The organism is Dietzia cinnamea NBRC 102147, assembly GCF_001571065.1.
In the GTDB taxonomy this organism is placed as follows: Bacteria; Actinomycetota; Actinomycetes; order Mycobacteriales; family Mycobacteriaceae; genus Dietzia; species Dietzia cinnamea.
In genome coordinates this window covers 36997-59089 of the sequence record NZ_BCSW01000008.1, presented here as the reverse complement: position 1 = coordinate 59089, position 22093 = coordinate 36997, and the positions used below count along the sequence as shown (strand labels likewise).

The following is a 22093-nucleotide window of genomic DNA, read 5'->3' as shown; positions in this document are numbered from 1 at the left end:
GGTGTGCTGTCGCAGATGACCAGGCCATGGCCGGTCTCCGCCGCGGCACGAGAACTCGCCGCCGCAGGGGTGCCGGTGTTCCCGTGCGTGCCGGGCGGGAAGCGTCCGCTCACCGCGCACGGGTTCCACGACGCCACCACCGATCCTGGCCAGGTGGAAGCCTGGTGGCGGACGCACCCGGATGCGAACCTCGCTGTCCCCACCGGCGCCACCTCCGGGATGGTGGTGGTGGACGTCGATGTCCACGCCCCCGTCGACGGATTCGCCTCCTTCGGGCGCGCCCACCGTGCCGGCCTCGTGTCGGGGTGGGCGTTCCTGGTGTCCACGCCGTCGGGCGGGATGCACGCCTACTACCCGGCGACACCGGAGCGGGCGCAGCGGTCCTGGCAGGCCGCGCGCGCCGGTGTGGACTTCCGTGGCGACGGCGGCTACATCCTCGTCCCACCCTCGATGGTGTCCACCAATGGCGGAGCTGTCGGCTACCGGGTGCGGCAGATCAACACCGGCCCCTCGGCGACGCTGGGTTCGGACCGGCTGCGGGACTTCCTCGACCCGCGCCCGATGCCCCCGCCCAGGACGGGCGACGATGTGGAGCGGTCGGTGGATGTGTCGCGGCTGGCGGTGTGGGTCGCTGCCCGCGGCGAAGGGGAACGGAACCGGGGCCTGTTTTGGGCCGCCTGCCGACTGGCCGAGAACGGTGTCCCGGCCCCGGAGGCACTGGATGTGCTCGCGGCCGCGGCCTCGGAAGTGGGGTTGGGCGAGCGGGAGATCACGACGACCGTCCGCTCGGCCTACCGCACCACCCAACCCCAACCACGCCCTTCGCCGCCGGTGGAACGCGGCGCGCCGCAGGCCAGAGACGGGTGGTTTGCTCGCGAGGCGACCGTGCGTCCGTCCGCTCCGGGACGACGGCTGTCATGACCGTCCCTAGCAGTCCGACGAGTCGACGGTGGGCGGTGGTCACGGCGGTCGCCGGGACGGTGTTCATCGCCGGCGGCGCGTTCTGGCTGTCGTTCACGGCGTTGGCGGACCTGGCCGCCCGCTCCGGGGTCGGCGGCTCGCAGGCGTGGGCGTGGCCGCTGATCGTCGACGGCATCATCGTCGTGGCCACCGTCGCCGTCGTCGCCCTGGCCGGCCAGCGGTCGGCGTGGTACCCGTGGGCGCTGCTGATCGGCGGCGCTCTCGTGTCGGTGACCGCCAACGCGATCCATGCCGTGGTGGCTGCCGATGCGGACGTGCCCGGAGTGCTGGCGGCTGCGGTGGCGGCGGTGCCGCCCGTGGTGCTGCTGGCGATCACCCACCTGACCGTCATCCTCACCCGACCGCAACTTGCCGCCGAGGTGCCCGCATCCACCGACGAGTCCGCGATCGAAGCCGCAGCGATCGAGGACCCCGGCCCGGACGCAGCGTGGGAGCCGGTATCGGCGGTGACAGCACCAGATGGCGTGGAAGCCGCCGCGCTGTGGGCGCCGACCTCGCAGGAGAACGACCCCGTCGCAGCTCCCGGCACGAGGCAGGCATCAGCGGCCCGGCGCGCTGACCCGCAGGGCGATGCCGCGACGGATGCCGCCGACCGACGGGCGCGGGCGGCGGCGCTGCGCGGGCAGGGATGGTCGAACAAGAAGATCGCCCGCGAACTGGGCGTCCACCCGTCCACGGTGGGCCGGTGGTTCACCAGCGCGCACCTTCCCGATACCACCGAACACGCCGATGCCGAGGAGGCGAAGGACGCATGAATCCCGATCACGACCACCAGCAGGAACCTCACCGGCGACCGCCGGTGCCGGAGACCGGCCACCCGACGTTGACGCCAGCCGAGCAGGTCGAGACACCGCCGGCCGAGAAGGCGGAGACACCAGAGGCAGTGCAAGCGGCGAGGATCGCTGGTCTCCGGGGCCACAGCCGTGAGCGGCTCGCCCAAGATGCGGGCCTGCGTGCGCGGGGGGTGGAGTGGGTGCGCCCTACGGACCTTCTCGCCCGCCAGGGTGCGGCGCTGGCGGGGCGGGGCATCGACTTCGAGGTCGAGTTGGCTCGCCGCACCCGCACCGCCACGAACACCGGTGTGCGAGGGCTTGGGGATCGGGCGCGCCGGTTGCCGCCGCTGTCGGCCTTCGGCCGCAGCAAGACAACCGAGTCCGTTCCGTCGCGGTCGCCGGTCGGATGAGCTGAGCAGGTGAGAGGTCATGAGCACCGCCCGGGCAGGCAGCATGGACGTCGTCGTTGGGGACGGCGTGCGCACCTGCCTGTTAGGAGGTGCCCCCACCATGACCGAGAACGCCCACACCACCATTCGCCAGAGAACCGAGAGCGGCGAGGATTTCACGCGAAGCGAAGGTCTACGCACGCTGCTGACTCGCCTCCACGATGCCGGGCCAGGCGCGTGGGAGCACGACGCCACCGCCGCAGAACTGATGGCCTACGCGGCGGAGAAGTACGCGCCACTGGCGCATAAGCACGACCTGGACCCCTGGGAGGCAGCCACCGCGGCGTTCGACGTGATGCGCACCCAAGCTGCCCGCACGGCGAATGATCCGTGGGCGGTGGTGACCCATGCGGTGCGGATCACGTGCATCTTCGAAGAACGCGCCCAAGGACTCCTGTGCTCGGTCCACCAGGCACGCCGCCCGCACATCTCAGCGTTCCACGACCCCGAACGCTTCTCCGACCGGGAGAACCCGCTGGCCGACTACCACCCCGCATTCCAGATCACCGATGACACCACAACCGCCGCCGATGATGAGGGCGACGGCGCGCCAGCGTCGGTGCGGGCGCGCACGTCGGCGGGCTCCACGGTCGAGGACGCGATCGCGTTGTTCACGTTGCTGGACTGGCCGCCAGCCACGGCGCGCGCCGGGATCGAGCATGTGTGCGGGGTGCTGACCAAGGCCGGCACCCGCCAGGCCACCTACGAGGCGCTGCGCCGCGACAAGCACGCCCGCGCACTGCTCGACATCCCCGGCCATTCCTGGACGGCGCTGTTGAAGGCGCTGCTGGGTAACCCCCACCCCGCCTACGCCGCCACGACCGCGGGGCGGGGCGTCCTGTTGCGGCTGCTGATCGGCGAGAGCCTGCCGGTGCTGCTGCGCGACGACGACCTCGTGCTCACCATCTCCCTGGCCGCACCCGCCCACCGCAACCGGAATCCCCGTGGGGGCGGGTCGCGATGAGCGCGCCGGCGGGGTCCATCGAGCTGGAACGCACCGTCGCCTCGATCCAGGTTGGGCGCCGACACCGCACCGAGCTGGGGAGCATCGACGAACTCGCGGCCTCCATCGACCGCGACGGCCTCCTCCAACCCATCACCATCACCCCCGACGGCGTGCTCGTGTGCGGGGCCAGGAGGCTGACCGCGATCAGACAGCTCGGCTGGAAGACCGTCAACGTGTGGGTCCGCTCGGGCATCTCCGACCGGCTCGGGCACCTCTTGGCCGAGCAGGACGACAACGTCCTGCACAAACCCCTGACCCAGACCGAGGCCGCCGCCCTCTACCGGGAGCTGAAGGCGCTGATGGCCGAGGACGCCGCCCGCCGGCAGGCCGCGGCCCGGTTCAGTGCGGAAAATCAGCCTGGAAGCGACGGTGGTGCAAATTTTGCACCACCGTCACCTGCCGGGAAGGCACGGGAGCAGGCGGCGGCGATGATCCCGGGCGGTGCGTCCCACACCACGCTGGACAAGATCAGCTACCTCCAGCAGCTTGCCGACGACCCCGCCCAGCCGGCCGAGCTACGCCAATACGTGGCCGGCGAGCTGGAGCGGATCGACGCCGGTGCCGCCGTCGATCCGATCTACCGGCACCTCCGCGATCTCGCCGAGACAGCCAGGGATGAGCGCGAGGCGGACCTGCACCAGCTTGCCGCCGACGCGCTCGCCCGCGCGAAGACCGCGACAGCGAAGAAGCGCACCCCCCGGTCCACGGCGCCAGCCGACGATGATGGTGCGCCGGTGCGGTATCCGGTGCGGGCGTTTGTGCTGACCTGGACCGAACTGGCCAACTGGTGGACCCACTACGACGCCGAGCAGCTCGCCGCCGAACTCACCGACGAGCAGATCGAGTCCTTCCTGACCGCCGTCGAGGGCACCAGCAGGTTCGCCGAGGAACTGCGTACCGCCCGCGACCGCCGGGCAGGCCACGAGACCCCGCCCGCACGGGGACACCTGCGCGCCCTCTGAGCATTCGGGCGACTGCGGGTACACGTGGTGCACCTACCGGGCATGAAGACTCCCGACCTGTCTGCCCCGCGTTCCCGTCACCGGCTGATCGCCGCACTCGCCGCCCTCGTGGCGGTCCTGGTGCTGGCCGGTGTCGGCGTCTACGGCCTCCTCACCGGACCACCCACCGGCAGCATGGTTGAGACCGAGCCTGGACCAGGTATTACTGCCTCCAGCGATCCGGTGCCCGGTGATCCGGCCCCGACCGCGACACCGCGTCTGCCGACGGTGCGGGCCTCGGCTGATCCGGCGACCTTCGCCCGCAACGTCGCGACGGCGCTGTTCGCCTGGGACACGGCCAGCGGGTTCATGCCCGTGGACTACACCTCGGTCGTCCTCGCCGTCGGCGACCCCTCGGGTGCGGAGCAGGCCGGCCTTGCCTCCGACATCGCCACCTACCTGCCGAACCGGGACGCCTGGATCGAGCTGCGCCACTACGCCACCGCCCAGCACCTCACCATCGACGAGGTGTTCGTCCCCGATGCCTGGGATGCGGCCCTCGAACAGGCACAACCCGGACAGCTCGCCGAGGGCACCATCGCCTACACGATCGAGGGCACCCGCCACCGCGAAGGGGTCTGGAACGACGAGACCGTCACCTCCGAGCATCCGGTGGCGTTCACCGTGTTCCTCGTCTGCGGCCCGACCTACGACACCTGCCACCTGCTGCGGCTGTCCCAGCTCGACAACCCCCTCCGATAGGCCGGAGGTGCGCTCATGGTGAAGAAGCTCGCCCTCGCCGCTCTCGCGCTGGTGTTCCTGGCGCCGTCGCTGGTGTTGGTCGGGGTCGGGGTGGTGATGAACCCTGCCGCCTCGGCCTCCTGCACCGTGGCCGGCACAAGTGTCAGGGTCGGCGGCGTCCCTGACGAGCTGGAGGTCACCACCGCCAACGGCGAGACCTTCACGCTGAACAATCAGCAGCTCACGCATGCGGCGACGATCATCGAGACCGGGTCCGGCATTGACGGGGTGACCCGGGACGGGCTGGTGATTGCGCTGATGGCGGCGCTGACCGAATCCACCCTGCGGATGCTGTCCAACACGAGCGTCTATCCGGAGTCGGCGGACTATCCCAACGACGGCGACGGTTCCGACAACGACTCCCTGGGGTTGTTCCAGATGCGCCCGCAGTCCGGGTGGGGCACCGTCGCCGAGCTGATGGACCCGACGTATCAGGCGCAGGCGTTCTTCGGCGGACCCACCGGCCCCAACCACCCCTCACCGCGTGGCCTGTTGGACATTCCCGGCTGGGAGCAGATGGACAAGGGCGAGGCCGCCCAAGCCGTCGAGGTGTCCGCCTACCCCGACCGGTACCGCAACTACGAGTCCGTCGCCGAGACCATCCTGACCACCCTCACCGGCACCACCACGACAGCCAGCGCGGGCGCCTCGGCCGGCGACGCCACGGTTCCGGCCGTGCAGACTGTTGCTGCGGAGTCTTCGCGGGTGGTGTTCCCGGTGCCCGCGGGCACCTCGGTGCTGACCAGCGAGTACGGGCCGCGGGTCCATCCGATCTCCGGGGAGAGTTCGTTCCACACCGGCACCGACTTCGCCGCCCCGGACGGCATCCCGATCCTCGCTGCGGCCGATGGCACCGTCACCGTCGCCGAGTTCTCCGGCGGCTACGGCGGGCTCATCGTCATCGAACACACCATCAACGGGCAGAGTGTCGCGACCGCGTACGGGCACATGTGGGAGACCGGCATCCACGTCCAACCCGGCGACACCGTCACCGCCGGCCAGCACATCGGCGACATCGGCTCCTCGGGCAACAGCACCGGGCCGCATCTGCATTTCGAGGTCCGCCACGGCGGCACCGACGGTGAGCACACCGACCCCGCCGCCTGGCTCAACGCCCATGATGCCGCCGACCTCCCCGAACCCGAGACCGGCGCCCCGGCCGGCTGCGACCCCGACACCAGCACCCCGGGCGGGCATCCCGACCCCCTTGACGGTGACCCGGACCGCCTCGTCGACGACCCCACCAGCGATGGACAGATCACCGCTCGGATGCTGCACCTGTACCAGCAGGGCACCGCCGCCTTCCCCGACACCTCCTGGGCCTGCTACTCACCGCGCTCCGAACACCCGCTCGGCCGGGCCTGCGATCTGACCTTCGGCAACGCCATCGGCCAGCACCCCACACCGGCGCAGCTCGAAGCCGGCTGGGACGTCACCAACTGGATGCAGGACCACGCCGAAACCCTCGGGGTCGAGTACCTCATCTGGCAGGGCAAGATCTGGTCCCTCTCCCGCGACGCCGATGGTTGGCGCGACTACACCGGCGGCGGCATGCACGACCCCGGCGACGTCACCGGCGGCCACTACGACCACCTCCATGTCACCGTTCGGTCCGGGAGCTGAGCGGCATGGACGTGTTCCCCGACTTCGACGGCCTCGGCGGGATCGGCGACCTGCGCGAGGTGATCGGCGCGCTGCTCACCTTCGTCCTGGTGATCGCCGTGTTGATGCTGATCGTCTGCGCCCTCATCTGGGCACTCGCCACCGCCAACGGCCACCACGCCACCGCCACGAAGGCGCGTATCGGCGCCTGGACCGCGCTCGGTGCCGCGGTTCTGGCCGGCGGCGGGGTGGCGTGGCTGAACTGGCTCATCGACCTCGGTCAGCAGCTCTGACCCCTTGCCCGCCCGCGAACCCTCGCGCGGCGCCGCGTTCTTAGGACTGTGGGGCGGGCGGTGCACCTGCCCGACGAACCCATCCGCGTTCCCCGCCCTCCGGGGCGGGTCCGTTCGTCAGGAGACCCACCGTGTTCGACCTCATCACCACCGTCCTGGCCGCACCCGCACTGGTGCCGATGGACATCAACATCGACCCCAACGATTCCGGTCTTCCCGGCATCGCCCAGCTGCGCACCATCGTCGGCGCGGTCATGACCATCGGCCTGATCCTGTCCGTCCTCGCGCTGATCATCTCGGCGATCGTGTGGGGCTTCGGCGCCAACTCCTCCAATCCGCATCTGGCCGGCCGGGGCAAGGTGGGCGTCCTCGTCTCCTGTGGCGCCGCGGTGATCTGCGGCGCGTCGGTGACGCTGATCAACTTCTTCTGGAACGTCGGCCAGCAGGTCTGACCCCACCCCCTCCATCAACTCGATCTGAGGAGTGATTGCGGTGGGTGTGTGCGATGTTCCCATCATCTCGACCGTGTGCGACACCGCCGGCGAAGCAGCGGCCTCGTTGGTGGCGGCGCCGTTCGACTGGCTCGCCCAAGCCATGGGTGCTGCCGCCGGCTGGTTGTTCGAAGCCGTGTGGACGGTGTTCGACACCACCACCTTGGTGGACGTCACCCGGCCCGAGTACGTGGCGGTCTACAACATCTTGTTCGGCATCGCGGTGTTCGTGATGCTGATCTTCTTCTGCCTCCAACTCATGACCGGTCTGATCCGCCGCGACCCCACCGCCCTGGGCAGGGCCGCGCTCGGTCTGGCGAAGTCCGTGCTCGGCAGCTTCGTCGTCATCACCCTGACCGCCCTCCTCCTGGAGATCGTGGATCAGCTGTGCGTCGGGATCATCCAGGCCGCCGGGGAGACCACCGAGTCGATGGGCGACAAGATCACCCTGCTGGCCGCCGGACTGGTCGGCATCAACATCGCCGCGCCCGGGGTGGGGGCGATCATCACGATCTTCCTCGCCGGCCTGGCCATCAGCGCGGCGGCCATCGTGTGGCTCTCCCTTCTTGTGCGGAAGGCGTTGCTGCTGGTGGCGATCGTGCTTGCACCTCTGGCGTTCTCCGGCGCGTCGTGGGATGCGACGCGGGGGTGGATCGGCAAGTGGGCGATGTTCGTGATCGCGCTGATCTGCTCGAAGCTGGTCCTGGTCGTCATGTTCCTCGTCGCCGTCACACAGGTGGCCGCGCCGATCGATGGCGACCTGTCGTCGGTCAGCGATCCGATTGCCGGGATCGTGCTGATGGCGATGGCCGCGTTCGCCCCATACCTGACCTACAAGTTCCTGTCCTTTGTGGGCTTCGACATGTACCACGCGATCGGGTCCGAGCAGGACGCCAAGAGCGCCCTCAACCGGCCCATCCCGACACCGAGCAAACCGGCCGGCGACGGCCCGCAGAAGGTCCTCGACGGAGGCAACAGCGGCAGCGGCGGTGGCAGTGACAGCGGTGGGAACACCCCGCCACAGCCGAAGACTCCGACATCCCAGAACGCAGGGAGCACTGCCGGGGCAGGCGGAGGGAAAGCCGCCGCAGCAGGCTCCGGGTCCGCCGGTGCGAGCGGCACAGCCGGTGCTGGTGCAGGTGCTGGTGCTGCGGCTGGGCCGGCCGCGGCGGCGGTGATCGGCGCGAAGGTCGCCAAGGACGCCGCCACCGCTGGCCCCAAGGCCGGCACAGCGCTCGGCAGCCAGGGCGAGACTGCCGCCGGCGCCGCCGGGCAGTCCGGCAGCACCCCACCGCCATCGCAGGCGCCCCAGTCATCGAGCCCCACGCCCAAGCCGTCGTCCACGCCGGCACCTGCGGCACCGTCGACCGGTCCCTCGCAGCCGGAGCCGCGCCGGCCGAAGACGCCGCCACCGCCGGCGCCGAAGCCCACTGGGAAGGAGTGAGGTTATGACCTCGAAGCAGAAAGAGCCCTCGACCGCGCTGGTGCCGGTCAAGTTCTCCCGCCTGACCCGCCGCGGCATCCTCCTCGGCCTCTCCTTATCCCAACTCATCACCCTCGCCACCGGTGTCCTCTCCGTCGTGGTCGCGCTGTATGCAGGCGGTGGCATCCTGCTGGCCTACACCGCGCCGGTCTGGGTGCTCGCCGCCGCCCTGACCTGGGTACCGGTTGCCGGGCGTCCGGCCGTGGAATGGCTGCCGGTCACGTTCTGGTGGCTGTGGCGTGCGACCGGCGGCCAGCTCCTGTACCGGCGCCGCCTCGTTGTCCCACGACCGGCCGGCACGCTTGCGCTGCCCGGTGACATGGCCCGACTGCGCGAATACACCGACCCCGACACCGGCGCCGGGATGGTCCACGACCCTCACCAGCAGACCCTGACCGTGGTGTGTGAGGTGACCCATCCCGCGTTCGTGCTGCTCGATCCCGGCGAGCAGGAACGCCGGGTCACCTCCTGGGGCCGGGTGCTGGCCACCGTGTGCCGCTCCGGGCGGATCGCGACCCTCCAGGTGCTGGAGCGCACCCTGCCAGACTCCGGCACCGGGCTGGCCGAATGGTGGGCGACCCACGGCACCGCCGACGACACGTGGGCCGCAACCACGTATGCCGAACTCATCGAGCGCGCCGGCCCCGCCGGGGAACGCCACGCCACCACCGTGTCCCTGAGCCTGGACATGAAGACCAGCGCGCGGCAGATCAGGACCGCCGGGGGCGGCATCCGGGGTGCTGCCGCCGTACTGCGCCAAGAGATGTCCACCCTCACCGCCGCCCTGCGCTCAGCCGACCTCACCCCATCGGGCTGGCTGAGTCCTGGGCAGATCGCCGTCATCCTGCGCGCCGCGTACGACCCGGCCATCGCCGCCACCTTGGCGCGCCACGGCGAACTCGGCCAGCAGCTCGCCACGGCCGGACCCGTGGCCGTCAACGAATCCTGGACGAGGCTGCGCACCGACTCCGCCCACCACGCCGTGCTGTGGATCAATGAGTGGCCCCGCTCGATGGTCTACCCCGGTTTCCTGTCCCCGGTGCTGCTGTCCACCGGCATCCAGCGCTCGTTCTCGCTGCTGTGCACGCCGATGCGTTCGGACCAGGCGGCCCGGGACATCCGCAAGAAGAAGGTCGAACACATCAGTGACGCCGCCCAACGCGCCAAGATCGGGCAGATCGAATACGCCGCCCACACCGCCGAATACCACGACGTCCTCCAGCAGGAAGCCGACCTGACCGCTGGCCACGGCGTGCTGCGCTACACCGGCCTCATCAGCGTCTCCGCACCCACCGTCGACGAACTCGACGCCGCCGTGGCAGCGATCGAACAGGCCGCCATCCAAGCCTCCTGCGAGACCCGGCTGCTGGTCGGCCAGCAGGCCGCGGCGTTCACCGCTGCCGCGTTGCCGCTGTGCCGCCACATCTGACCCAACTCACTGCGGGGCGGGACTCACAGCGGGGGCGGGCGTGCACCTGACAGGCGAACCCCGGATGCCGGGGTTTTCCGTTCTCGCCCACAGGAGGCGCTCATGCCCACGTTCCATGACCCACTCAAAGATGCCGCCGAAGCATCCGAAGCGCTGCGCGGTCTCGCGCACGCCAGCCGGGTCTTCGACGATCCCGCCGACACGTACGCGGTGTTCGGTGACCTCGTGGCCAGCGTGCGGTCGCTGCGGCAGGTGCTCGACCAGCTCGCGAACACGCATCTGACCCACCGCGACCGTGCCCACGATGACGATGGCGATCACCTCGCAGGATCGGACAGCGTGTTCGCGGCCGCCGACGAGCTGCACCACGCCGGCACCCTGCTCGACCAGGCCCACGACCACCTCGATTCCGCGTTCTCCCATTCGGGGCGTATCGCCTGGCACGCCGAGCCAGCTATCTCGACCGAGGCGCCGACCGATACTGCCGAGCGGCGGTGGGTCTCCGTGGTGTTCCTCCAGGGCGAGGAGGCCGATCAGGTGCTGGCCCTGATCGACCGCGCCGGTACCGACACCGCGATCACCCACTTGGCCCAGTGGGACTTCGGGGAGGAGACCACCGGCGCCGCCATGGAGAACGGCTACGTCTACGACGCACCCCCGACCGGGGCACTGGACAGGGTCGTGACCGAGGGCGACTACGCCCTGACCTACAACCCGGCCATGGGGCACGTCAGCCTGCTCCGCCAGCACACCGTCCCACCCGATGCGGAACTGGACGACGCCGATGTGGTGCCCGCCCGTGAAGCCATCGCAGGCGTCGGTCCCCTCGACACGAGCACATCGCATTCCACCCGCACAGCGATGCGGGAGCGATCGCTGCGGACATCTCCCGCGACAGAGGAGGACTGGTTCGCCGGTCCCGCCCGCACGGCCGGGCCGGCAGGGCGGGGGCTGTCACTGTGAGCGCGCGCGAGACCGAGCGGCTGCACACCTCGGTGCTGGTCGCTCCGGCGAAGGAGCGACGCCGGCTGCGCAAGCAGCGCCGGGAGGCGGCCGCCCGCCTCCAGGCCGAGCAGCGCCGGACCGAGCAGGCAGCAGCGAAGGCCAAAGCCGACGCCGAGCGCGCCGAACGCCGTGCGACGCGGTATCTGCCTGCCGCGGGTGAACCCGGACCGGCAGCGCTGCGCACACCGGGCAGATTCCACCTCCCTCGGCACCAGGACACGTCGGCGACGTTGGCGGGCGCGTATCCGTTCGTCGCCGAGGGCGGTCTCGGCGCCGACGGGGTCTTCGTCGGCCAAGACCTCTACTCCGGCGGCTCCTTCGTCTACGACCCCTGGGTGCTCTATGCCCGTGGGGTCATTACCGCTCCTAACCTGGTCCTGGCCGGGATCGTCGGCTCCGGCAAATCGAGCTTGGCGAAGTCGCTCTACACGCGGTCGTTGCCGTTCGGGCGGCGCGTGTACGTGCCCGGCGATCCCAAGGGCGAACACACCCGGGTGGCCGAAGCGGTCGGCGGGCGAGCGATCGTCCTCGGCCACGGCCTGAACACCCGCCTCAACCCTCTCGACGAGGGTCACCGACCCTCCGGGTTCTCGGATGCGCAGTGGGCCACCACGGTCGCCTCTCGCCGCCGCGACCTCATCGGCGCGCTGGCAGAAACCGTCCTCACCCGAGGTCTGACGCCCTTGGAGCACACGGCGATCGACCTGGCGCTGTCCGAGACGGTGCGGGAGAACACCGTGCCGATCCTGCCGATGGTCGTCGACCGCATCCTCCAACCGAATGCGGAAGACGACGCGGACGGGCGGTTGGCCGAAGACGGCCGGCTCGTCGGCCACGCCCTGCGCCGCCTGGTGGCCGGTGACCTCGCCGGCTTGTTCGACGGACCCTCGACCGTGGCGTTCGATCCCGACCTGCCGATGATCTCGCTCGATCTGTCCCGCGTGACGGAGAACTCCACGCTCATGTCGGTGTTGATGACGTGCTCCTCGGCGTGGATGGAATCGGCCCTGCTGGACCCGGCCGGTGGGCAGCGGTGGGTGATCTACGACGAAGCCTGGCGGCTGATGTCCCATCCTGCCCTGCTGCGCCGGATGGATGCGCACTGGCGGCTGGCGCGGCATTACGGGATCGCGAACATGCTGATCTTCCACAAGCTCTCCGACCTCGACAACGTCGGCGACGCCGGCTCTGCCATGCGCTCCCTGGCCAACAGTCTCCTGGCCAATGCCGAGACCCGGATCGTCTACCGGCAGGAGTCCGATCAGCTCGGCTCCACCGCCCACGCCCTCGGGCTCACCGGCACCGAGCAGAAACTCCTCCCCTCCCTGGGGGTCGGGCAGGGGCTCTGGCGGATCAAAGACCGGGCTTTCGTCACCCAGCATCAGCTGCATCCGGCCGAGCTGGAACTGTTCGACACCAGCTCCCGGCTCACCTCGGGAGTGAAGTGATGACCCGCACACCCCCACACCGTGCGACCCCGCACAAGCCCGAGGAGACCCCGGTGGTGCTGCCTCACGTCGTCATCACCGTCACCGAGACCGGCGCCCTGCACGTCACCGTCGACGGCACCAACTTCCCTCCGCCATCGGAGGGAGAGACGTGGACGCGGAGCACCTTCGGAACCCTCCTGGACGCCATCACCGCCGACCGGACGATCACCGTGCGCATCGAGGTCCGCGAAACCGACGGGACCGTGTTCACCGACATCATCCGCGGCCGCCGCCGCACCTCGCCACCCGCCGATGCCGAACCAAGCGAGCCAGGCTCGGGGCGGGGGAAGCACACGACGAAGCCCCGCGGCCCCGCGCTGGCGGAGTTGACCGCAGACGGGTTCGTGCCCGGCGAGGACGTCGCCGTCGCGGTCATCGTCTCCCACACCGACGCGACCGGTACCGGGGACGCCCGCACCCTCCTCGACCTCGACCGCCTCCGGCCAGTCCTGCGCGACGGCACGGGTGAGGTCGTGTTGCTGGGCCGCGTCTCGGGGACCCTGCATGTGCGGCGGCTGCCGTGAGCGCACCGCCACGGCAGACCGGAAGCATGGGCGAGGAGCTGACCAACGCCGCCCTCGTCGGCCTGGTCGGCCTGTTCGGGGTCGCGCTCATCCTCCGCGCATCAGGGTCCGTCGCGGCGTTCCTCACCGGCACACACCAACCCGAAGCCGGCCCGGCCGCCGGGCTTGGGGTGCTGTTCAACCCCGGTGACCCCGCAAGCGCGCTGGCCGCCGATGGCCTGCACCCGGTCGCCTACTGGATCACCACCGCGGCCCTGCTCGCAGGGCTCATGGCCACCGGTGCATGGGTGTGGGGTCGGTTACGACGGCACTCACGGAAGGTCGAGCGTGACCCGCGGCGCCTCGCCGGGACCGCCAACAGCCAGGAAGTCGCCCAGACCGCCTCGGGCAAGGCGCTGCTACGCCGCGCCGGGACACTTCGGCCCTCGCTGAGCGATCCCGTCCCGTCGGATGTCGGCTACCGGATCGGAACCTCCAAGAGGCGTGAGGTCTGGGCGAGTGTGGAGGACTCGATCCTGCTCATCGGCCCGCCGCGGTCGGGCAAAGGCCTGCACATCGTGATCCCGGCGATCCTCGACGCGCCCGGCGCCGTCGTCACCACCAGCACGCGGCCGGACAACCTCACCGCCACCCTCCGCGCCCGCGAGCGGGTCGGCCCCGTCGCCGTATTCGACCCGCAGCGCTTGGCTGAGGGGCTGCCTGCCGGGATGCGCTGGTCACCCGTCCGCGGCTGCGAAGACCCGCTGACCGCGATGATCCGCGCCACCGGCCTCGCCGCGGCCACCGGGCTGTCCGCCGGTGGGGTCGAATCCGGGGGCTTCTGGGAGGGCAAAACACGTACAGCCCTCCAATCGCTCCTGCACGCCGCCGCCCTCGACCACCGGCCACCGGCCGAACTGTTTCGGTGGACCCTCGACCCGAGTGCGGCAGCCGAAGCCGTCGCCATCCTCACCAACTCACCGAACGCGGCGACCGGGTGGGCGGACTCCCTCGGGGCGATGATCGACTCCGACCCCAAGACCCGCGACAGCATCTGGCAAGGCGTGGCGCTGGCCCTCGGTGCACTGGCCGACCCCCGTGTTCTCGATGCCGTCACACCCGGCCCAGGCGAGGAGTTCGATCCCGAAGGCTTCATCCGAGAGCGCGGCACGCTCTACCTGCTCGCCACCGGCGCCGGCGCCGGCGCATCCGCAGCCCTCGTGGCGTCGTTCGTCGAAGACCTCATCGAAACCGCACGGAAGATCGCCGCGCGCTCACCCGGCGCAAGGCTCGACCCGCCCCTACTGCTCGCGCTGGACGAGATCGGCAACCTAGCCCCCTTGCCGTCACTGCCGACGCTGATGGCCGAAGGCGGAGGCACAGGCATCACCACTCTCCCGGTCTTGCAGTCGCTGGCGCAGGCACGGGACAAGTGGAACGAGAACGCCGCCGGCGCGATCTGGGACGCCAGCATCGTCAAAATCATCCTCGGCGGCGCCTCCAACAGCCGTGACCTCCAAGACCTGACCACCCTGATCGGCGAACGCGACGAATACACCGACTCGGTGACCCTCGGCGACCACGGCACCCGCTCCAACCAACGCTCCATCCGCCGCGTCCCCATCCTGCCGCCAGACCGAATCAGAACGCTGCCATTCGGCACCGGTATCACCCTCCTGCGGTCGGCACCGCCCATCGTCACCGACCTGCGGTCCTGGCCATCGCGCCCTGACGCCGCCCGGTTGAAGACGGACCGGGCCGAGATCGAGGCGTTGCTGCGCCGCCCCACCGAGTCCTAAGACGCGGTGCCATGACACATGCGCGTGCGTGTGTGCGGACGTGCACCTGCCTGACACAGCGGCCCCGAACGGGTGGTCGCTATCGAGAAGGCAGGAAGGCATTGTCATGGCTATTCAAACGCAGGAGTCGTTGTCGGGGTTCATCGCCTCGGACCCGCAGTTGCGCGAGACGTCGAAGGGCGATGCCCGGTTCTACGCACGGATCGGCAAGGAGCACTTCCGCCGCGAGGACGACGGGTCGTTCACCCAGATCGAGACGAGCTATCACCACATGGTGATGTTCGGCCGTTCGGCTGACCACGCCCACGCGAAGTTCGCCAAGGGCGACAACTTCATCGCCGAGGGCTACACGCGGCCCGTCAGCTACGAACGCAACGGCCAGAACGTCGAGGGTGAGGAGTTCGTCGCCAAGAAGATCGGCCACGACACGGCCCGCACCCGGTACGACGTGGACCGCACACCGCGTCGGGCCGCGTTGGAGCGGGAGGCGACCGCGTTCGAGGCACCACACCGGCCGGCACCGGCCGCCCAGTCGTCGCCGCTGAGCCTGTGAGCCGGGAGCCGCGACGATGACTGACGACACTCCCGACTTTGACGCCGGCGCCGGGGCGGACGACTCCGTCCTGGATGAATCGGATGTCTTCGACAGTCCGCCGCGGATCAGCGCCGCGGACGTGTCGGAGCCACCGCGCCCGGTGAACTGGAATCTGCTGACCGCGCACGAGCTGGAACAGGAATGGCTGGCTCTGAACCGGTGGGTGGACTGGCTTCGGCACACCTACGGGCTGCCCGCCAGCGTGATCCCACCGTTCTGGCACCACCACCCCGAGCTGGTGTGGGAGCTGTCCGCTCTGCATCTGCATTGGCTGTGCGCCTACGACGCCGAGCAGAACGGCTCCGCCCCGAGCGGGTGGCATCGCGACTTCGTCGAGACCCGCAACCGGCTCCGCGACTGGGTGGCCGCTTCCGGCACTCGCCTGGATCGGGACCGGCCCACCCGGCAGACCGTCTGGCCCGGCGAGGACCCTGCACCGCCGGTGGAGGACATCGTCATCGCCGACCGCGACGAGGAGTTCGTGGAATGGGTCCAAGCCGATGTGCGGCGCCGCCAGCAGACCGAGGACGAGTTCTACGCCCACATCGACCGCGACACCGGGGAGGTGCGGGACTGATGGGCTCCTACGCGAAGAAGACGAACCGCCGTAGCTACGAGGACCGGTCGTTCTCTGTCCGCGCGGTCCATCGTGACCAGCCGGACCTCCACAAGCTCGCCGAGGTCCTGATCCGGCTGACGTTGCAGGAGACCGGCCGCACCCGCGCCGAACACCGGGCAGCCGAACTACCCGACACCTACCGCCCCGCCACCGGCGGCGCCTCGGCGTCTACGGCTATCGCGCAGTGACGGACCGGGACGGTAGAATGAACCAAGCAAGCCTCGCGCACCGCGTGTGGTGTTGTGGTCCTAAACCCCGCCACGTGGCGGGCAACACGCAACGTGACCCTCTCTGGGTCTAGTCCTACAGCCTTCGGGCTGCTCTCACGATCAACACCCCCGTCCCGGCCTCCATCGGCCCGTGGACGCGAGGGTCGATCCGCGTGAGAGAAGGACCCCGATGGCCACCGCGTCCAACAATACCGACCCCGTCCGTGACGACCCGGCACAGAGCCTCATCGACCCACCCGAAGGTGCCGCCGTGGCAGTGTCGTATCTGCGCGTGTCCACCAAGGAACAGGCAGAGAGGGGCGGCCGCGACGAGGGCTTCTCCATCCCCGCGCAGCGCGAAGCCAACCGCCGCAAGGCCGGCCAACTCGGCGCGGCCGTCGTGGAAGAGTTCGTCGACGCCGGTGAGTCCGCGCGCAAGGCCGACCGTCCCGAGCTGATGCGGATGATCCCCTACGTCAAACAACACAAGGTCGCCTACTGCATCGTTCACAAGGTCGACCGTCTCGCCCGCAATCGAGCCGACGACGTGACCATCCACCTCGCCCTCCAGCAAGCCGGAGTCCTACTCGTCTCCGCGACCGAGAACATCGACGAGACGCCCTCGGGGATGCTGCTGCACGGCATCATGTCCACCATCGCCGAGTTCTACTCCCGCAACCTCGCCACCGAAGTCACCAAAGGCATGACCCAGAAGGCCGCCGGCGGTGGAACCCTCGGTAAGGCACCCATTGGCTATCTCAACGTCCGCACCCGCGACGAACTCGGCCGCGAGGCCCGCACCGTCGAACTCGACCCCGAGCGGGCACCCTTGGTCCAGTGGGCCTTCAAAGCCTACGCCTCAGGGAACTGGACCGTCAGCCAGCTCCACGACGAACTCACCTCCCGCGGCCTGATGAGCCTGCCCACCCCGAAACGCCCCTCCAAGCCGATGGCCGTGTCCTCGGTGCACCGACTGCTGACCAACCCCTACTACAAGGGCGACGTGACATACCGCGGCGTCAACTACAAGGGAGCCCATCAGCCGCTCGTGCCCGCCGAGGTCTGGTACCAGGTCCAATCCGTCCTCACCGCTCACAAGTCCGCGGCCGAGGCCACGCAGATCCACGACCACTACCTCAAAGGCACCATCCACTGCGGAGGATGCGGGTCCCGCCTCATCGTGTCCAACGCGAAGAACCGACACGGCAACGTCTACTGCTACTTCGTCTGCTCCGGCCGGCACTCCAAGCGCACCAACTGCGACCGCAGCGCGATCCTCATCGCCGATGTCGAGAAACTGATCGAGGATTACTACCAGCGCATCCAGATCACCCCCGCTCAGCACGAAGCACTCGCCGGGATGCTGCATCACGAGTTCGACCGGCTCATGTCCGCAGAGGTCGACGAACTGGCCCAGCTCACCGCCAACCGCGACCGCCTCCAACACGAGCAGGAACGGCTCCTGCAAGCCCACTACGCCGACGCGATCCCGCTTGCCCTGCTCAAACGCGAACAAGACCGCATCCTGGGCGAACTCGACCAAGTCAGCCGGCGCATCGACGCCCACCACGGCGAGTACGCCGACGCCCGAGCCCACCTCGACGACGCCCTGAACCTGCTGACCAACTGCGCTGACATCTACAACCGGTGCGACGACGCCAACAGGCGCCTATGCAACCAAGCGTTCTTCACCAAGGTCTACATCGACGAAGACGACGAACTGCGCGTCGAGAACAACCGGCCCTTCGAGATGCTCCTCGACCCCGAGATCAACGCCAACGCCCTCACCTGGGCCGAGAACGCAGACAAGACCCGAACCACCACCAACGATTCTGTTGGCAAGGGTTCGAGCCTTGTGCGTCGGGTGGAGCCTAGGGGATTCGAACCCCTGACATCTGCCTTGCAAAGGCAGCGCTCTACCAACTGAGCTAAGGCCCCGTCACCGCCAAGCATAAACGCCGGACCGCAGCGTGCGGATCCGGCGTCTGCCTTGCGGAGTGGGCCTAGGAGGACTTGAACCTCCGACCTCCAAATTATCAGTTTGGCGCTCTAACCACCTGAGCTATAGGCCCTCGTACCGATGGATGAATCTACCCGACGCACTCCCCCGGACCCAAATCGGCAACTCGGAGGCGGTCACGGACAGCGCGCCGGGCGGCCTCCGGGCCGTCCCCCGGTGCCGCGTCAGTTGCGGCGGTCACTGAGCGTCACCTGCACTCCGCCGCCGGTCAGGTCTGCCGCGAGGTTGTAGATGAACACCGCGAGCGTGGCCAGGATCGACAGCAACAGGACGTTGAGCAGACCGACGCCGCCGCTGTAGAGGAAGATCGTCGACGGACCGATCACGGACGCGGACTCGTCGCCGGCCACCCCGGACAGCAGCCCGCCGAGCCGGTCCCACACACCCATCCCGGACAACAGCAGGTAGGTCACGCCTATCGCGACCATCCACACGAGGTAGAGGGCGAACATGAGCCCCAGGACGGTGGTGAACGCCGACCACGGGTCGATCCTGCGCAGCACGAGGACGGACTCGAGCGGCCCGCGGCGCTCGGTGGGCGATACGACCGGCGCGGCCCGTCCGGCGGCCCCGCCCGAGTGGGCCTTGGACAGGCCGCCGCTCACGCCTTCGGCCCGGTGCTGGGTCGCCGCCGGGAACGCGGTGGTGGCCGCCTCGCTCGCGCCGGATCCGGAACCCGCGGTCCCGGAATCCTCGGCACCGGAACCCGCGGTCCCGGAACCCGCGGTCTCGGGACGCGCGGCGGCCGGATCGGTCGGGTCGGTCATCGCCTACTCCTCCGTGATGGACTCGGCCTCGGCCTTGTCCTCGTCGTCGGGCTCGTCCGCGTTGCGGGCGATGGCCAGGAGCGAGTCGCCCTCGGCGAGGTTCATCAGGCGCACGCCCTTGGTCTGCCGGCCGGCCTTACGGACTTGCTTGGCGAACGTGCGGATGACGCCGCCACTGGACGTGATCGCGTACAGCTCGTCCTGCAGCTCCACGATCGTCGCGCCGACGAGCTTGCCGCGCTTGGGATCGAACATGAGCGTGAGTACGCCCTTGCCGCCGCGCCCCTGGGCCGTGTACTCGCTCAGCGCGGTGCGCTTGGAGTACCCGCGCTCGGTGGCCACCAGTAGGAAGTACTTCTCCTGGTCCGACGTGTCCGCACGGACCACGGACATGCTCAGCAGCGCGTCGCCGTCGTTGAACCGCATACCCATCACGCCGGACGTCGCGCGCCCCATCGGGCGGAGCGTGTCGTCGTTGGCGTGGAAGCGGATCGACTGGCCCTTCTCCGACACCAGCAGCAGGTCGTCGTCCGGTCCGGCCAGCGCGGCGCCGACCAGTTCGTCCCCGTCGCGCAGGTTGACGGCGATGAGGCCGCCGGAACGCGGGGAGTCGTAGTCCTCGAGCCGGGACTTCTTGACCAGGCCGTTCTTGGTGGCCAGGACGAGATACGGGGCGTCCTGGTAGCCCTTGATCCGGATGACCCCGGCGATCCGCTCCTCCGGCTGGAACGCCAGGAGGTTGGCCACGTGCTGGCCGCGGGCCGTGCGGTTGGCCTCCGGCAGCTCGTAGGCCTTGATCCGGTACACCCGTCCCTTGGTGGTGAAGAAGAGCAGCCAGTCGTGGGTCGAGGAGACGAAGAAGTGCCGAACGATGTCGTCCTGCTTGAGCTCCGCTCCGCGAACACCCTTGCCGCCGCGCTTCTGGGCGCGGTACAGGTCCGTCCGGGTGCGCTTGGCGTACCCGGTCTCCGTGATCGTGACGACGACGTCCTCGCGGGCGATGAGGTCCTCGTCGGTGACGTCCCCGTCCGCGGGGATGATCCGGGTCCGACGGTCGTCGCCGTACTTCTCGACGATCTCGCGCAACTCCTCGCCGACGATCGCGCGCTGACGCTCGGGCCTGGCCAGGATGTCCTTATAGTCGGCGATCTCGAGCTCGATCGCGGCGAGCTGGTCGACGATCTTCTGCCGCTCCAGGGCCGCCAGGCGCCGCAGCTGCATGTCGAGGATCGCCTGAGCCTGGTCGTCATCGATCTCGAGGAGGTCCTTGAGGCCCTCGCGGGCGACCTCGACCGTCTCCGAACGGCGGATGAGGGCGATGACCTCGTCCAGTGCGTCGAGTGCCTTGACCAGCCCACGCAGGATGTGAGCGCGCTTCTCGGCCTCGTCGAGCAGGTACTGGGTGCGCCGGACGATGACCTCGACCTGGTGCGTGACGTACAGGCGCACGAGGTGGTGCAGCGCCAGTGTCCGGGGGACACCGTCCACGATGGACAGCATGTTCGCGCCGAACGACGTCTGCAGCTGCGAGTGCTTGTAGAGGTTGTTGAGGACGACCTTGGCCACGGCGTCGCGCTTGAGAGTCACGACGATGCGCAGGCCGACACGGTCCGAGGACTCGTCGTCGATCTTGGAGATCCCGGCGATCTTGCCGTCACGCAGCTGCTCGGCGATCGACAGGATCATGTTGTCCGGGTTGACCTCATAGGGCAGCTCCGTGATGACGATGACCGTCCGGTTGCCCTCCTCCTCGATGGAGGTCTTGCCCCGCATCCGGATCGAACCACGACCGGTGGACTGGTAGTCGTTGATCCCCTGCTCGCCGACGATGTAGCCGTGCGTCGGGAAGTCCGGGCCCTTGACCCGTTCCATGCACGCCGCGAGGGTCTCCTCCTCGCCGGCGTCGGGGTTGTCCAGGCACCAGTAGATCGCCTCGGCCACCTCGCGCAAGTTGTGCGGCGGCATCTTGGTGGCCATGCCGACCGCGATGCCGCTCGAGCCGTTGACCAGCAGGTTCGGGATCCGCGAGGGCAGGACGACGGGCTCGGACGTCTTACCGTCGTAGTTCGGCTGGAAGTCGACGGTGTTCTTGTCGATGTCCCGGACCATCTCCATGGCCAGTGGGGTCATCTTGCACTCGGTGTAGCGCATGGCCGCGGCGCCGTCGTTGCCCCGCGAGCCGAAGTTCCCCTGCCCGTCGACCATCGGGTACCGCATGGCCCACGGCTGGGCGAGACGCACGAGGGTGTCGTAGATCGCCGAGTCACCGTGCGGGTGGTAGTTACCCATCGTGTCGGCGACCGGCTTGGCCGACTTCACGTAACTACGCTCGGGCCGGTAGCCGTTGTCCCACATCGCGTACAGGATGCGACGGTGCACAGGCTTGAGCCCGTCCCGAACATCCGGGAGTGCTCGCCCGACGATGACGCTCATCGAGTAGTCGATGTAGCTTCTCTGCATCTCGGCCTGGATGTCGACCGGCTCGATCCGGTCGTGGCCCCCGGCCTCGGGCGGCAACGTCGTGTCCGTCATGGGCTCCTCTTCTGTCGCGCTCGAAGCAGCGCCACCGGGCACGCTTCGACCCCACCAGTCTATAGGGCCAGCAGAAACGCAGGGTCGGGCGCGCGGGGGTGCCGGTCAACAGCCCACCACGGCGCCCGCTACGGCGCCGGTCGGAAGCGCACCTCGTCACCGGGACCGGCCCGGCCCGGCAGCGGTCAGCCGTCCCGCGGCACCTCGCGTACACCCGGGGCCGCCTCCGCGCGCCCCTGGTGACGCGCCGCGCCGGATCCGGACGACTCGTCTCGAGGTCGATCGCGGACGGCTCCCTCCCCCCG

20 protein-coding genes, 2 tRNA genes and 1 pseudogene are annotated in these 22093 nt (G+C 69.5%); 19 read left to right on the top strand and 4 right to left on the bottom strand.

Annotated elements, in window-relative coordinates:
- Positions 1 to 15 precede the first annotated feature (15 nt).
- The 19 genes and pseudogenes from DCI01S_RS04985 to DCI01S_RS18130 all read left to right on the top strand — a co-directional run.
- Complete coding sequence (locus DCI01S_RS04985) at positions 16 to 921, top strand: bifunctional DNA primase/polymerase (protein WP_244881654.1); 906 nt, start codon at positions 16 to 18, stop codon at positions 919 to 921.
- Positions 918 to 1736 carry a DUF2637 domain-containing protein gene (locus tag DCI01S_RS04980; protein ID WP_174521523.1) on the top strand — a complete coding sequence of 273 codons (819 nt, stop codon included), beginning with the start codon at positions 918 to 920 and terminating at the stop codon, positions 1734 to 1736. The genes DCI01S_RS04985 and DCI01S_RS04980 overlap by 4 nt, the downstream gene beginning before the upstream one ends.
- Entirely contained in the window at positions 1733 to 2164 is a 432-nt protein-coding gene (locus DCI01S_RS04975; protein ID WP_061228230.1) for a hypothetical protein, read from the top strand. The genes DCI01S_RS04980 and DCI01S_RS04975 overlap by 4 nt, the downstream gene beginning before the upstream one ends.
- Positions 2165 to 2264: 100 nt before the next feature.
- Positions 2265 to 3167 carry a hypothetical protein gene (locus tag DCI01S_RS04970; protein ID WP_061228229.1) on the top strand — a complete coding sequence of 301 codons (903 nt, stop codon included), beginning with the start codon at positions 2265 to 2267 and terminating at the stop codon, positions 3165 to 3167.
- Positions 3164 to 4171: a ParB N-terminal domain-containing protein gene (locus DCI01S_RS04965; protein ID WP_061228228.1), complete on the top strand. Its 1008-nt coding sequence runs from the start codon at positions 3164 to 3166 to the stop codon at positions 4169 to 4171. The genes DCI01S_RS04970 and DCI01S_RS04965 overlap by 4 nt, the downstream gene beginning before the upstream one ends.
- A gap of 42 nt (positions 4172 to 4213) precedes the next feature.
- The gene (locus DCI01S_RS04960) at positions 4214 to 4912 is read left to right on the top strand and encodes a hypothetical protein (protein ID WP_061228227.1); all 699 of its coding nucleotides are present in this window, start codon (positions 4214 to 4216) and stop codon (positions 4910 to 4912) included.
- A gap of 15 nt (positions 4913 to 4927) precedes the next feature.
- Positions 4928 to 6574 carry a M23 family metallopeptidase gene (locus DCI01S_RS04955; RefSeq protein ID WP_061228226.1) on the top strand — a complete coding sequence of 549 codons (1647 nt, stop codon included), beginning with the start codon at positions 4928 to 4930 and terminating at the stop codon, positions 6572 to 6574.
- 5 nt (positions 6575 to 6579) lie between these two features.
- A complete protein-coding gene (locus tag DCI01S_RS04950) occupies positions 6580 to 6846 on the top strand; it encodes a DUF6112 family protein (RefSeq protein WP_061228225.1) in 267 nt (88 codons plus the stop codon).
- 131 nt (positions 6847 to 6977) lie between these two features.
- A complete protein-coding gene (locus DCI01S_RS04945; RefSeq protein WP_061228224.1) occupies positions 6978 to 7298 on the top strand; it encodes a DUF6112 family protein in 321 nt (106 codons plus the stop codon).
- A 73-nt stretch (positions 7299 to 7371) separates the two neighbouring features.
- A complete protein-coding gene (locus tag DCI01S_RS04940) occupies positions 7372 to 8781 on the top strand; it encodes a conjugal transfer protein TrbL (RefSeq protein WP_174521522.1) in 1410 nt (469 codons plus the stop codon).
- A gap of 4 nt (positions 8782 to 8785) precedes the next feature.
- The gene (locus DCI01S_RS04935) at positions 8786 to 10249 is read left to right on the top strand and encodes an SCO6880 family protein (RefSeq protein WP_061228222.1); all 1464 of its coding nucleotides are present in this window, start codon (positions 8786 to 8788) and stop codon (positions 10247 to 10249) included.
- Positions 10250 to 10351: 102 nt separating this feature from the next.
- The gene (locus tag DCI01S_RS04930) at positions 10352 to 11212 is read left to right on the top strand and encodes a hypothetical protein (protein WP_061228221.1); all 861 of its coding nucleotides are present in this window, start codon (positions 10352 to 10354) and stop codon (positions 11210 to 11212) included.
- Positions 11209 to 12702: a putative type IV secretion/conjugal transfer ATPase gene (locus tag DCI01S_RS04925; protein ID WP_061228220.1), complete on the top strand. Its 1494-nt coding sequence runs from the start codon at positions 11209 to 11211 to the stop codon at positions 12700 to 12702. Before DCI01S_RS04930 ends, DCI01S_RS04925 begins: the two co-directional genes overlap by 4 nt.
- On the top strand, positions 12702 to 13268 hold the full coding sequence (locus DCI01S_RS04920) for a hypothetical protein (protein ID WP_061228219.1): 567 nt from the start codon (positions 12702 to 12704) through the stop codon (positions 13266 to 13268). Before DCI01S_RS04925 ends, DCI01S_RS04920 begins: the two co-directional genes overlap by 1 nt.
- Positions 13265 to 15046, top strand: a complete 1782-nt coding sequence (locus DCI01S_RS04915; RefSeq protein WP_061228218.1) for a type IV secretory system conjugative DNA transfer family protein — start codon at positions 13265 to 13267, stop codon at positions 15044 to 15046. The genes DCI01S_RS04920 and DCI01S_RS04915 overlap by 4 nt, the downstream gene beginning before the upstream one ends.
- A 106-nt stretch (positions 15047 to 15152) precedes the next feature.
- Positions 15153 to 15599, top strand: coding sequence for a single-stranded DNA-binding protein (locus DCI01S_RS04910; protein ID WP_061228217.1), 447 nt, complete (start codon positions 15153 to 15155; stop codon positions 15597 to 15599).
- Positions 15600 to 15615: 16 nt separating this feature from the next.
- Positions 15616 to 16218, top strand: coding sequence for a hypothetical protein (locus DCI01S_RS04905; RefSeq protein ID WP_102162517.1), 603 nt, complete (start codon positions 15616 to 15618; stop codon positions 16216 to 16218).
- Entirely contained in the window at positions 16218 to 16448 is a 231-nt protein-coding gene (locus DCI01S_RS04900) for a hypothetical protein (RefSeq protein ID WP_061228216.1), read from the top strand. Before DCI01S_RS04905 ends, DCI01S_RS04900 begins: the two co-directional genes overlap by 1 nt.
- A gap of 211 nt (positions 16449 to 16659) precedes the next feature.
- Positions 16660 to 17724, top strand: a pseudogene (locus DCI01S_RS18130) (recombinase family protein); the annotation flags it as partial.
- Positions 17725 to 18334: 610 nt separating this feature from the next.
- On the opposite strand, the gene DCI01S_RS04885 reads toward DCI01S_RS18130, so the two are convergent.
- The 4 genes from DCI01S_RS04885 to gyrA form a co-directional block, all read right to left on the bottom strand.
- Positions 18335 to 18407 (bottom strand) — tRNA-Ala (locus tag DCI01S_RS04885).
- A gap of 60 nt (positions 18408 to 18467) precedes the next feature.
- A tRNA-Ile gene (locus tag DCI01S_RS04880) sits at positions 18468 to 18541 on the bottom strand.
- A 112-nt stretch (positions 18542 to 18653) separates the two neighbouring features.
- Entirely contained in the window at positions 18654 to 19256 is a 603-nt protein-coding gene (locus tag DCI01S_RS04875; protein ID WP_061228213.1) for a DUF3566 domain-containing protein, read from the bottom strand.
- A gap of 3 nt (positions 19257 to 19259) precedes the next feature.
- Positions 19260 to 21788 carry a DNA gyrase subunit A gene (gene gyrA / locus DCI01S_RS04870; protein ID WP_061228212.1) on the bottom strand — a complete coding sequence of 843 codons (2529 nt, stop codon included), beginning with the start codon at positions 21786 to 21788 and terminating at the stop codon, positions 19260 to 19262.
- Between the last annotated feature and the right edge of the window lie 305 nt (positions 21789 to 22093).

What these genes read in the sequence shown, in the direction of transcription:
- DCI01S_RS04985 (WP_244881654.1), top strand. Translation starts at nt 16, where the DNA reads ATGACCAGGCCATGGCCGGTCTCCGCCGCGGCACGAGAACTCGCCGCC.
- DCI01S_RS04980 (WP_174521523.1), top strand. Translation starts at nt 918, where the DNA reads ATGACCGTCCCTAGCAGTCCGACGAGTCGACGGTGGGCGGTGGTCACG.
- DCI01S_RS04975 (WP_061228230.1), top strand. Translation starts at nt 1,733, where the DNA reads ATGAATCCCGATCACGACCACCAGCAGGAACCTCACCGGCGACCGCCG.
- DCI01S_RS04970 (WP_061228229.1), top strand. Translation starts at nt 2,265, where the DNA reads ATGACCGAGAACGCCCACACCACCATTCGCCAGAGAACCGAGAGCGGC.
- DCI01S_RS04965 (WP_061228228.1), top strand. Translation starts at nt 3,164, where the DNA reads ATGAGCGCGCCGGCGGGGTCCATCGAGCTGGAACGCACCGTCGCCTCG.
- DCI01S_RS04960 (WP_061228227.1), top strand. Translation starts at nt 4,214, where the DNA reads ATGAAGACTCCCGACCTGTCTGCCCCGCGTTCCCGTCACCGGCTGATC.
- DCI01S_RS04955 (WP_061228226.1), top strand. Translation starts at nt 4,928, where the DNA reads ATGGTGAAGAAGCTCGCCCTCGCCGCTCTCGCGCTGGTGTTCCTGGCG.
- DCI01S_RS04950 (WP_061228225.1), top strand. Translation starts at nt 6,580, where the DNA reads ATGGACGTGTTCCCCGACTTCGACGGCCTCGGCGGGATCGGCGACCTG.
- DCI01S_RS04935 (WP_061228222.1), top strand. Translation starts at nt 8,786, where the DNA reads ATGACCTCGAAGCAGAAAGAGCCCTCGACCGCGCTGGTGCCGGTCAAG.
- DCI01S_RS04930 (WP_061228221.1), top strand. Translation starts at nt 10,352, where the DNA reads ATGCCCACGTTCCATGACCCACTCAAAGATGCCGCCGAAGCATCCGAA.
- DCI01S_RS04920 (WP_061228219.1), top strand. Translation starts at nt 12,702, where the DNA reads ATGACCCGCACACCCCCACACCGTGCGACCCCGCACAAGCCCGAGGAG.
- DCI01S_RS04910 (WP_061228217.1), top strand. Translation starts at nt 15,153, where the DNA reads ATGGCTATTCAAACGCAGGAGTCGTTGTCGGGGTTCATCGCCTCGGAC.
- DCI01S_RS04905 (WP_102162517.1), top strand. Translation starts at nt 15,616, where the DNA reads ATGACTGACGACACTCCCGACTTTGACGCCGGCGCCGGGGCGGACGAC.
- DCI01S_RS04900 (WP_061228216.1), top strand. Translation starts at nt 16,218, where the DNA reads ATGGGCTCCTACGCGAAGAAGACGAACCGCCGTAGCTACGAGGACCGG.
- DCI01S_RS04875 (WP_061228213.1), bottom strand. Translation starts at nt 19,256, where the DNA reads ATGACCGACCCGACCGATCCGGCCGCCGCGCGTCCCGAGACCGCGGGT.
- gyrA (WP_061228212.1), bottom strand. Translation starts at nt 21,788, where the DNA reads ATGACGGACACGACGTTGCCGCCCGAGGCCGGGGGCCACGACCGGATC.